This is a genomic window from Nocardioides turkmenicus (assembly GCF_011045035.1).
GTDB classification, from domain to species: domain Bacteria; phylum Actinomycetota; class Actinomycetes; order Propionibacteriales; family Nocardioidaceae; genus Nocardioides; species Nocardioides turkmenicus.
Genome location: NZ_JAALAA010000028.1, coordinates 1 through 11069, shown reverse-complemented (window position 1 = coordinate 11069; position 11069 = coordinate 1). Strand labels below are relative to the sequence as shown.

General features: G+C 70.9%; 5 protein-coding genes. 3 read left to right on the top strand and 2 right to left on the bottom strand.

The annotated features are described in order from the left end of the window. Positions 1–58: 58 nt before the first annotated feature. Both G5C66_RS23295 and G5C66_RS23290 read right to left on the bottom strand, forming a co-directional pair. Positions 59–1027: an AAA family ATPase gene (locus tag G5C66_RS23295; protein WP_165113624.1), complete on the bottom strand. Its 969-nt coding sequence runs from the start codon at positions 1025–1027 to the stop codon at positions 59–61. A 10-nt stretch (positions 1028–1037) separates the two neighbouring features. Next, positions 1038–7343 (bottom strand): Ig-like domain-containing protein, encoded by a 6306-nt coding sequence (locus G5C66_RS23290; RefSeq protein WP_165113622.1) that lies wholly within the window; start codon positions 7341–7343, stop codon positions 1038–1040. Between the two features lie 226 nt (positions 7344–7569). Here G5C66_RS23290 and G5C66_RS23285 point away from each other — a divergent pair, with 226 nt between their 5' ends. From G5C66_RS23285 to G5C66_RS23275, 3 genes are all read left to right on the top strand, one after another. After that, on the top strand, positions 7570–8397 hold the full coding sequence (locus G5C66_RS23285) for a PP2C family protein-serine/threonine phosphatase (protein WP_165113620.1): 828 nt from the start codon (positions 7570–7572) through the stop codon (positions 8395–8397). Next, positions 8390–9784, top strand: a complete 1395-nt coding sequence (locus G5C66_RS23280; RefSeq protein ID WP_165113618.1) for an FHA domain-containing protein — start codon at positions 8390–8392, stop codon at positions 9782–9784. The genes G5C66_RS23285 and G5C66_RS23280 overlap by 8 nt, the downstream gene beginning before the upstream one ends. Beyond that, positions 9781–11069, top strand: a 1289-nt coding sequence (locus tag G5C66_RS23275; RefSeq protein WP_165113616.1) for a protein kinase domain-containing protein, incomplete at its 3' end; no start/stop codon positions are given. The genes G5C66_RS23280 and G5C66_RS23275, both read left to right, overlap by 4 nt.

Here is an 11069-nt window from a genome sequence, read left to right as displayed (position 1 = left end):
GACTGTGTTGGTCTCGACACGCCTCCGCCTAGCGGCTCCGGCGGCTCGACCAGCGAGGTCACGACACCCGCTCCTGCGGAGCCGGGACCGAGGTGAGCAGGTCGCCGATGACGTCGTCGACCGTGACGCCGTTGAACATCGCCTCCGGGTCGAGGATCAGGCGGTGGCAGAGCACGGGCTGGGCGAGCGCCTTGACGTCGTCGGGCAGCACCTGCGAGCGGCCCTCGGCGAGCGCCCACACCTTGGCGGTGCGCACCAGGGCGAGGCAGCCACGCATGGAGGCGCCGAGGCGTACGTGCTTGTGGCGACGCGACTCGTCGATCAGCGCGGAGACATAGGCGACGATCGCGGGGTCGATGTAGACCTGGTCGGCCATCTCGGCCATCTGGGTGACGGTCGGGGCGGTGATGATCGGGGTGACCAGGGTGGCGCGGTCGCGGACCGAGGAGTTCATCAGCAGCTCGACGGTGGCGTTCTGGTCGGGGTAGCCGACCGAGGTCTTCATCAGGAAGCGGTCCAGCTGCGCCTCGGGCAGCCGGTAGGTCCCCGCCTGCTCGATCGGGTTCTGGGTCGCGATCACCATGAACGGCCGGCCGACCTCGCGGGTGGCACCGTCGACGGTGACCCGGCCCTCCTCCATGACCTCCAGGAGCGCCGACTGCGTCTTCGGGGAGGCACGGTTGATCTCGTCGGCCAGCACGATCGAGTGGAAGATCGGCCCCGGGTGGAACTCGAAGGCGCCCTTGCCCTGGTCGTAGACGGTCACACCGGTGACGTCGGACGGCAGCAGGTCTGGCGTGAACTGGATGCGCGCGTGCGAGCCCTGGACGGTGTTGGCCAGGGCGCGGGCGAGCTGGGTCTTCCCGGTGCCGGGGTAGTCCTCGAGGAGCAGGTGGCCCTCGGAGAGCAGCGCGGTCAGCACCAGGCGGATCACGTTGCGCTTGCCGAGCACCGCCTTCTCGACGTTGTCGCACAACTTCTCGAAGGTCTCGTGGAACCAGCGCGCTTGCTCGTGCGTGACGGTCATCTCTTGTCTCCTACCACGTAACGTTCTTCGAAAGGGTGGGTCGCCCGGAGGTCTCGCAGGTCACCCGGAACGGGGTGTTGGCGCCGACCCAGCCGCGGCCGCTGCCCGAGCCCTTGCCGTTGCTGCCGATGGTCACGTTCCACCGGGAGGTGGTGGCGTTGGTGCTGCACTCCCAGGTCTTGCCCGGGAAGGCGAGATCGGTGATGGTCGAGCCGACGTACCAGCACGTGCCGCCGCAGGCCACGTCCGGCTCGGGGCAGGCCGCGCCCGTGCACTCGCCGGCCTTGTTGACCTCGAGGATCGGGTCGGGCGGCGGGTCGGTCCGCACCGTGACCGAGTCGGACTTGCTCGCACGAGGCGAGTCGCTGATCGTCACGGTGTAGGTGTAGGACGTGTTCCACTCGGGCGCGGTGTCGGTGCCCGAGCGGCTGCCCGCGCCGGTGCCGGTGCCGAACTGGGCGACCTGGGTGCCGCCACGCTTGACGGTGACGGTCGCGGCCTTGCCGTTGGGGTCGTAGCTGACCCGCCAGTTGACCTTGTTGCCGTCGACGCTCGCCGAGATCGACGGCGTGCCCAGCGGACCGTAGGTGGTCACGTTCTTCGACGACCAGGGGCCGCAGGAATCCCCCGCTCCGGTGCCGCCGGAGGAGTCGTTGCAGGCCCGCAGCTGGACCTGCGTCGAGTTGCCGTTGGTGAAGCCGGTGATCGTCTTGGTCTGCTGGCCCGCGCCCTCGGGCGGGTAGGTCCAGCTGCCGCACGAGGAGCCGTTGCGCACACACTCGACCCGGTTGGTCTTGCCGTGCGAGGCCCGCGGGGTGAAGACGATCTCCGCGGTGCCGTTGGCGCCGGTGGGCGTCGCGCTCGCGAAGGAGACCGCGTCGGGAGTCGCAGCCGCCTCGACCTTGCCGCCGGCGGAGTAGCTGGAGATGTGGGCCTCCGGCGATCCGCCGGACGTGGTCTCGCGCGGCGAGGTCGCCTCGGCGTTGCGGGCCCTCACGGCGTAGGTGTAGATCGTGCCGTCGTTGGCGACGTCGTCGCGGCAGCTCGTCTCGGCCACCCAGGAGCAGACGATCTTCTCCCCGGTGCCGCCGGTGCGGCGTACCTCGTAGGTGACCGGGGCGGGGCCGTTGGCCGCGACCGGGCTCCACGAGACGGTGACCGCCTTGCCGGAGTTGTTGGCCGTGTTGGCCCACTGGAAGGTCGGGGTCGCCGGGGTGTCCGGCTTGCCGGCACCCATCCCCTCGACGGTGGACGTTGGGCCCTTGTTGGTCTTGACGCCCTTGTCGTTGAGCGGCACGACGGTGAACTGCACCGGGTCGCCGTTGGAGCTGACCGCCGCCGCATAGGTCGTCTGACCGGCGGAGATGTCCTTGATGCCGCCGCCCGGCCAGCTGATCCGGTATTTCTGGACGTCCGAGCAGTCGCACGGCGCCGGCTTGCTCCAGCTCAGCTCGACCTTGTGGTCGCGCTGACGGGTGACCCGGAGGTTCTGCACCGGACCGGTGTAGGCGTCGGGCTCGCCCTCGGCCGAGTTGCTCCACTCGCGGCTGGGGCCGACGGAGTTCACCGCGCGTACGCGGAAGTCGTAGACGACGCCGTTCTTCAGCTCGGTGATCCGGCACGAGGTCGACGGGCAGTCCTGGACGTGCTCGCCGTTGGCCTCCACCTCGTAGCGCTGGATCGGGTCGTCGCCGTTGTCCTTCGGCGCGTTCCACGACAGCGCGACCACGTTGGAGAGGAAGTCGGAGGTCGTACGCAGCCCCGTCGGGGCGCCGGGGACGTCGATGACGTCCACCTCGATGACGCCGGTGGCCTTGACCCGCTTGGAGTCCTTGCCGGAGTCGCTGACCTCGACCGCGTAGCGGTAGTGGCCGTGGCCTTCCTCAGGGGTGTTGAAGGTGATCTTCGAACCGCTGACCTTGCCCATGTCGGGCGACTCGCGGTCCACGGGGTCGAGCTTGGTGACCACGATCTCCTGCGACTCCGACGGCACCGGCGTCTGCAGGTAGCTCGCCATGTCGATCGCGACCGTCTTCCCGGCCTCGGTCTGCAGCGGCTTGATCGGCGAGAGCGACGGAGCGGGCAGCGCGATGACGGTCACCAGCAGCTGGCCGGTCGCGTCGGTGCCCTCGACGCCGATCTCGAGGGCGCCCTGGGCGCCGGCGTCGGCGTGCTCGGCGGTGAGCCGCAGGCCACCGTCCTCCGGCTTGACCTCGACACCGTCGAGCCCGTCGCCGACCTCGGCGGTGAAGTCGAGGTCGTCGGCGTCGCCCGGGTCGGCGGTCCAGACGTGGCAGATGGCGGCGATGTCGACCAGCGCGCCGTTGCCGCTCTCGGGCACCTCGACCGGGGTGCTCGGACAGTTGATCTCCGGCTCCTCCTTGCCGATCTGGACCGGCAGGGAGATCACCGAGAGGTGAGCGTCCGCGGAGGTGATCTTCTCGCGGTCGGCGACCTCGAAGGTGAGGGTCGCCGGACCCTTGGTCTCACCGGCGGTGACCTGCACGGTCGTCGCGGTGGTGTCACCGGTGTTGAACATGCCCTCGGGCGCGGCCACGATCTTGTCGGTCGTGGTCAGCACCACCGGGTCGCCCTCGGGGTCCTCGACGTAGTCGGTGATGTCGACGGTCTTGGACTCGCCCGGGTCGAGCTGGAGCTCGGAGCCCGGCTTCAGGTAGGGCGCGTCCTTGGGGCGTGCGGGGACGTAGATCGAGCCGACCGCCTGGGCACCGTCGGGGTCGGTGACCCGGTAGGTCCACACCCTGGTCGTCTCACCCACCGGCAGCGTCACCTTGCCGTCGTCGATCTTCGGCTTCGCCTCGTCCTCGCCGACCGACGGACCCTTGACCGCGTCGACGGTGAGGTCCTCGAGCGAGTCGTCGATGTCAGTGACCTTGCTCATCACGTCGACGGTGGTGGTCGACGAGTCGCCCTCGGGATGGGCGACCACGATCCCTGCCATCGGCGGGTTGTCGTAGCCCTCCTGGTAGCGGATCGCGAGCTCGCCGGTGTCCTCGTGGAGACCCGTGGTCGCACGGTAGGGGATGTGCTGGAACGGCTCCTCGGCGCCACCCTGGACCGTGACGATGCCGTCCGAGCGCTGCGTGACGCCGGCCCCCTTCGCGGTCTCGGTCGAAGCCAGGTGCAGCTCGGTCCCCGGCGTACGCAGGTCGTTGGCGAGGACGTCGTAGGTCAGCTTCTTGGAGGGGTCGAGCGTGACCAGGTCGTCGACGGCGACCGGACGCTGCGGCGCGCCGGGCGCGACGACGGCGATCCGCACGGTGCCCGTCGCGACGGCGCCGAACGGGTCGCTGACCTCGTAGGTGAACTCGTCGGTGCCGGCGGCGTTGGGGAAGGCCTGATAGGTGATCGTGTTGGCGCCGTGGGCCAGGACACGGCCGAAGGACGGCGCACTGTTGATCCTGGTCACCGAGACCGAGTCGCCGTCGGGGTCGGTGCCGACCGTGGGCAGCCGCAGGGTGACCTCGTCACCCTGCACGACCCGCGACTCCAGCGCCTTCGGCGCGGGTGCGGAGTTGTCGGCCTTCTTCTTCGGCAGCGGCTTGATGTGGATGCGGATGTTGCCCGAGGAGTGCTCCGCGGACGGGTCGCCGGTGTTCTGCACGACGTAGCGGACGTCGACGTCGACCGGCCCCTTCACCTCGTCGGGGGCGACGTAGCGGACCCGGTTGCCATCGATGTAGGCCTCGCCGACCGTCGGCTGGCCCAGCACCTGCAGCTGGCCCTTGGTCTCGATGGTCTGGTCGACCACCAGCCCGACCGGGTCGCCGCTCGGCGTCGAGTCGTTGTCGAGCACCGGGATGGAGACGGAGTCGGCAGCCCTCACCGTGGCCTCGTCGTCGACCGCCTCGGGGGCGTTCTCGGCGCCGCGGAGCGCCGGGCGCTGGCTCACCGTCACCGACCCCTCGGCCTCGGCCGCACCGTTGCTGATCGTGTAGCGGATCGCCTGGGTGGACGGGTTGATGTCGGGTTTGGACGCCTGGATCCGCAGCCACCGGCCGTCGAGCACCGCGACGGTCAGGTCGCTGTCGCCGACCGGCTCGGCGTGGGTGACGGCGAGGAGCCGGCCCTTGGAGTCGTAGTCGTTGGCGAGGACGTCGAGGGTGCGGGTCGAGGTGCCGAGGACGGCGGTCGTGTCGGGCGTGGCGATCGGCTCGTCCGCCGCCTGGGCGGCGGGCTTGACGTCGACGCGGATCTTCGCCGAGGCCGGCTTGGCCGCCCCGAACCCGGCGTTGTAGCTGAGCTGGTAGGTGCCGGGCGAGCTTCCTCGGGCGCGGACCACGCCCGTCTCCCGGTCGGTGCTCACCTCGAGCCCGCCCTTGGGCGGTACGTCACCGGCGAGCGTGAGGCTGGCGTCGAGGTTGGACGGGTCGGCGCCGGGGATGTCGTTGTCGAGCGGACGGATCGTCACCCAGGAGCCCTGGGTGCCCTCCGCGACGTCGTCCTTCGGCTCCGGGGACGCGGTGTTGGCCCCGGCGACGATGTTGATGCGTACCTTGTCCTTCGACGGCTTGCCGCCGGTGGTGACCTGGTAGCCGAGGCTCTCGTTGCCGGTGGCGTCAGGAGCCGCGGTGTAGCGGATCAGGCCGTCCGGGGTCACGCTGGCCTTGCCCTTGGACGCCGTCGGGGACTGCGCGGTGACCGGATCGCCGTAGCGCTCGTCGCGCCAGTCGCCGACCACCGGGATCTCCACGGTGCCACCGGCCGCGACGGTGTAGTCGGTCGGGGTGTAGTGCTCCCGCAGGGTCGGCTTGCCGACGCCGTCGTCGCCCTCGATGTCGAGCTCGACGCTGGCATCGTCCTGGCCGGCCTTGCCCTTCAGGCCGTCGTCGACCGTGTATTTGAAGCTGGTCTTCTTCCCGCGGGCCGACTCGGGGGTGGTGACCAGGATCGACTGCCGGTCGGGGGCGATGGTGGCCTCGACGCCCTTGACGGAGGCCTTGCCGACCGAGACGACGCTGAGGATCGAGTCCTTGGCCGAGGAGTCGTTGTCGAGGACGTGCAGGACCGTGGTGCGCCCGGCGCGGGCACCGAGCTGGTCGTCCTTGGCCTTCGGCGCCTGGGCGGCCTTGGTCTGCTGCTGTTGCTTGTCCTTCTTCTGGTTCTGCTTCTGGGTCTGCGGCTGGAACGCCTCCCAGTTGGAGATCTTCTTGATGTCGGCGCCGTCGATCTCCCAGACGTCACCGTTGCGCAGGTCGTTGAGCACCAGCTGGCCGCGGTTGACCCGGAACTCCAGCTCCGCGGCGGGGCCGAGCGTCGGGATCTCGCCCAGGACCGGCTCGCCCTCGCCGCACTGGGTGACGACCGAGCCGGTCGAGCCGTTGGCCCAGGCACCGAAGACGCAGTCACGGAGCCGCACGGGAGCGGCCGGGTCGCCGGCCGACTCGGCGACACGGCGGATCTCGCCGTTGCGCAGGTCGACGGCCTTGAGGCCCTGCTCGTCGCCGACGAGCACCTCCTTGGCCTTGACGGACGGCTGCTGGAGCACCGCGCTCTCCGCGGTGTCGCCGAAGTCCGCCGCCACGTCGGAGCCCTTGGACGCACCGAGCAGCCAGCCGACGCCGTCGAGGGTGATCACCTCGTCGCCGACGACGGTCGCCGAGGTCGGGGTCTCGGCATACTCCGGAGCCTTCGGGAGCTTGGTCTCCTCGGGATCGGCGAACCGCTCACCGTCCGGCGCGAAGGCGGTCAGCGTCCGCTTGGCAGCAGAGACGGCGTACGCGGTCCCGTCGGTGCCGATGGTGAGCACCGCGTCCGCGCCGACCGTCTCGACGGGCTTCGTGGAGCCGGAGAGGTCGGAGAGGTCGCCGACGCCGGTGGTCGGGTCGACGGAGGTGAGCCAGACCTTGCCGGTCTTCTGCTCGGCGACGCCGATGGTGTTGCCGCCCATCACGACCCGGCTGTCCTTCACGGTCACCGCGTCGTCGTCGAGCCCCTCGGCGAGCTTGGTGTTGACCGGCGTGATCGTGCGGGCGTCACGGTCGACGGAAGCCACCGCGATGCCGTTCTGCACCACGTCGAGGCCGGCGCGCTCGGACCTGGACCCGGTCTCGTTGCCGGCCCAGACGACCCCGTCGAGCTGGGCGACCGGTCGGTTCTGCCGGCCGAGGGTGCCCCAGGACTGGTTGGTCACCCAGATACCACCGTCGTCGAGGTCGGCCTTGTGCACGGGGTAGCCGGTCGACTGGATCGCGTAGACGGTCAACCCGCCCGCAACCACGGCCAGAGCGGCCCAGGACGCGATCGAGGTGCGATGACGCCGCATCCAACCGGGCGCCATCCCGAAACGTGCCACCAAGACTCTCCCAAGTCCTTCCATGCGAACCATGCGAAATGGCCAGCCGACGCAAAAAGCCTGGCTTACTCTAGGCGGGCCTCGGGATTGAAGCCACACGAATGAGCCAAACGTGGCACACGGCTCAGTGAACACGCTCACGGATACCGTACGTGATGTTCTAAAGTGTCCGCTTCCAGCGTCACCATCTCGCATCCTGACCCGGATGTCCGTCAAAAGGAACCGCATGACCGCATACCCAGCCTTACGCGCAGCGGGGGCGACCGATGTGGGCCGGGTCCGCGAGGTGAACGAGGACTCGTTCGTCATGCTGCCTGCGGTGGCCGTCGTCGCCGACGGGATGGGCGGTCATGCCAGTGGCGACGTCGCCAGCGCGCTCGCCGTGGAGGCGTTCCAGAACCGATTCGCGGCCGTCTGGCCGGTTCCCGACGACATCCTCGACGCCGTGGACGCCGCCAACTCCGCGATCACCTCGGAGGCGGCGCGCAGCTCCGCGAAGCAGGGCATGGGCACGACGCTGACCGGGGTCGCGCTGGTCGAGTCGGAGGGTGCGCCCCGCTGGCTGGTGTTCAACGTCGGCGACTCACGCGTCTACCGGCTCTCTCCCGCGGGCGTGACGCAGGTGACCGTCGACCACTCCGAGGTCGCCGTCATGGTCGAGGCCGGGATGATCACCCCGGCCGAGGCCCGCGTCCACCCGCTGCGCAACGTCATCACCAGGTCGCTCGGCACCTTCCCGGCACCCACGGCCGACACCTGGCTGATCGACGTGACGCCCGACGACATGTTCCTGCTCTGCTCCGACGGGCTCACCGGCGAGCTCGAGGACCACGAGATCCACGAGATCGTGTCCAAGACGCTCGGTGTGGGCGGAAGCATCGACAATCTGGCCCAAAGGCTGGTGGACGCCGCGGTTGCTTCGGGCGGGCGCGACAATGTCACTGTGGTACTCGTGACACCCCCGCCCTCGCTCTTCACCGCCCCCACGGAGACCGACCCCTCGGCGTCCGGCTCCCACCGATCTGAAGCGGACGTCTCGGCGCATCATGAGTGACACCGCCACCTACTGTGCCGGGCACTGGCTGGCGTTGAAGGGCGACCGGTGCTGGGCGCTGGTCCAGCTCGGCCCCGGTGACCCGCGGGTCACCGGTGTCCAGGCCGCGCTGACCGACCCCCACCCGGTCGACGCGATCGCCGGCCTCCTCTCCGCCGACGGGCCGCGAGCCCCCGGGTTCGCGCTGGTCGCGCGCGAAGGGCCGCGGGTGCGCTACGCCGTGCGCTCCCCTGCCAAGGTGACCGCGGTCGTCAACGAGGTGCCGGTCTTCATCGACGGCATCGATGTCGTGGGCCGATGGGCCGACGGCCACTTCGCCGCCGTCCCCGAGCGGGCCGAGCTCGCCAACGGGGCCTGGGGCGGGATGGAGGAGGACCAGCCGCTGGTCGACACCGCCCACGCCCGCTCGCTCGACGTCGTCTTCGACCCCAACTACTACGTCCAGGTGCAGCAGCAGGTCGACGCGACCATGACGCCGCAGCTGGACCACACCATCCGGCGCTCGGACCTGGCCGCCGCTCCGCCGCCCAGCGCGCCGCCGCCGGCGATGCCGAGTGCGCCGCCGTTCCAGAGCCCTCCACCGGTCCCAGTCCCGCCGCCACCCGTCGCGCCTGCCCAGCCCGCGCCCGAGCCCAAGAAGGGCATCATCGACGGGCTGCCCTGGCGCAAGAAGGGTGCGAAGAAGCCCGACCCCAACGCGTGGGGTCCGCCGGACCGGCCGCAGACGCCTCCTCCCGCGGTGCCCGCGACGCCCGCGACGCCCGCGGTGCCCGCGACGCCTGCGATGCCGCCCGCGGCGCCTCCTCCCCCGATGCCGGCGCCTGCGCCGACCCCGCCCACCGACATGGCGACCCGGGTCCGTGACGTCCCGACGCCGACCCCGACGCCGACCCCGACCCCGGTGCCGCCCGCGGGCGGCCCGACGGTGTGGGCGGTCTACTGTCCGCAGGGTCACGCCTCGCCGCCCTACTCGCCGACCTGCCGCATCTGCCGGATGCAGCTGCCGCCCCACCAGCAGCCGGTCTCGATCCCGCGCCCCGCGCTGGGCCAGCTCAAGCTGGGCGACGGCCGGGTCGTCGTCCTCGACCGAGGTGCGGTCTTCGGGCGGTCGCCGCGCGCCGATGCCAGCGGCAACACGGGGGCTGGTGGCGTACCTCCGCATCTGGTGAAGGTGATGCTGCCCGACATCAGCCGGCTCCACACCGAGGTGCGGCTGGAGGAGTGGCAGGTCCTCGTACGCGACCTCGGCTCCGCCAACGGGTCCTACCTGACCCTGCCCGGTGGGCGTCCGCAGCAGATGCGGCCGATGGAGGAGTACGCGCTGGAGCCCGGCGCCGTGGTGAGCCTGGCCGGCTCGATCAATCTGACCTACGAGGTTCTCGGGTGACGCAGACACCACACCCGGAGCTCGGCCCCGAGCTCCCCGGGATGACCTGCCTGGGCCGGCTCGGCTCGGGCGGCTTCGCCGACGTCTACCTCTACGAGCGTCACCACCCGAAGGTCCGGGTCGCGGTGAAGCTGATGCGCTCCTCCGACCTCGCCGAGGCGCAGCGGGCACAGTTCGCCGCCGAGGCGGCGGTGATGGCCGAGCTGGCCGAGCATCCGTTCATCGTGCCGGTGCACAGCGCCGGTGAGACGCCGGACGGCCGGCCCTACCTGGTGATGGGCTACTACCCCAACGCCGACCTCGGGGCCCGCGTACGCAACAACCCGATGAAGGTGCAGGACGCCCTGCGCTTCGGGATCCAGATGGCGTCGGCCGTCGAGACCGCCCACCGCGCCGGGATCATCCACCGCGACATCAAGCCGTCCAACATCCTGCTGTCGCGCTACGACGTGCCCGGCCTGGCCGACTTCGGCATCGCCGGCCGTCCGCGCGACGACGAGGGCGACATCGGGGTCTCGCTGCCGTGGTCACCGCCCGAGGTCCTGACCTCGGCGTCCAACGGCTCGGTCGCCTCCGACGTCTACTCGCTGGCCGCGACCGTCTGGCACCTGCTCGTCGGCCGCTCGCCGTTCGCGGAGCGGGGCAACAACTCCGACCGTGCCGTCTTCTCCCGCATCCTGCACACCCCTCCCCCGGCCACGGGCCGGCCCGACGTACCTCCGTCGCTGGACCGGGTCCTGCAGCAGGCGATGGCGAAGGACCCGGCCTACCGGCCACGGACGGTCCTCGACCTCGCCCGCCACTTCCAGCGGATCGAGCAGGAGCTCCGGCTGGGGCGCACCGAGGTGCAGGTGCTCGACCGTGACGCCGGAGGCACCGGGTCGGTCCCGGTGGTACCGATGGTGCCGGCCTCCCGGGGCGACGGGCCGACCACGGGCTCGGGCCGCAAGCACCTCCCGGCCCCGCCGGCCGACCCGGAGGCCGAGCTGGTCACCGAGGTCAAGCCGCCCTCCCAGGTCATCGCCCAGCCTCCGCCACCCGTCCAGGCGGCTCCGTTCGCCGACGCCGGCTCGGCCTCGGCCGACCGCACCCGGTTCAGCTACCCACGCACCGATGAGGGCCCGTCGGTCCTCACCGGACCGGCCCCGACCGAGTCCCGCAGCAAGACGCCCGCGATCATCGGCGTCGTCGTCCTGTTCCTGGTCGCGGCCGCCATCGGCATCGTGCTCTCCCGCGGCGGCGATGACGACGAGCCCGACGAGGCCCCGCCCCCGCCCGTCGAGAC

Excerpts from the sequence above, each read along its gene's own strand:
- G5C66_RS23295 (WP_165113624.1), bottom strand. The coding sequence starts at position 1,027 with ATGACCGTCACGCACGAGCAAGCGCGCTGGTTCCACGAGACCTTCGAG.
- G5C66_RS23285 (WP_165113620.1), top strand. The coding sequence starts at position 7,570 with ATGACCGCATACCCAGCCTTACGCGCAGCGGGGGCGACCGATGTGGGC.
- G5C66_RS23280 (WP_165113618.1), top strand. The coding sequence starts at position 8,390 with ATGAGTGACACCGCCACCTACTGTGCCGGGCACTGGCTGGCGTTGAAG.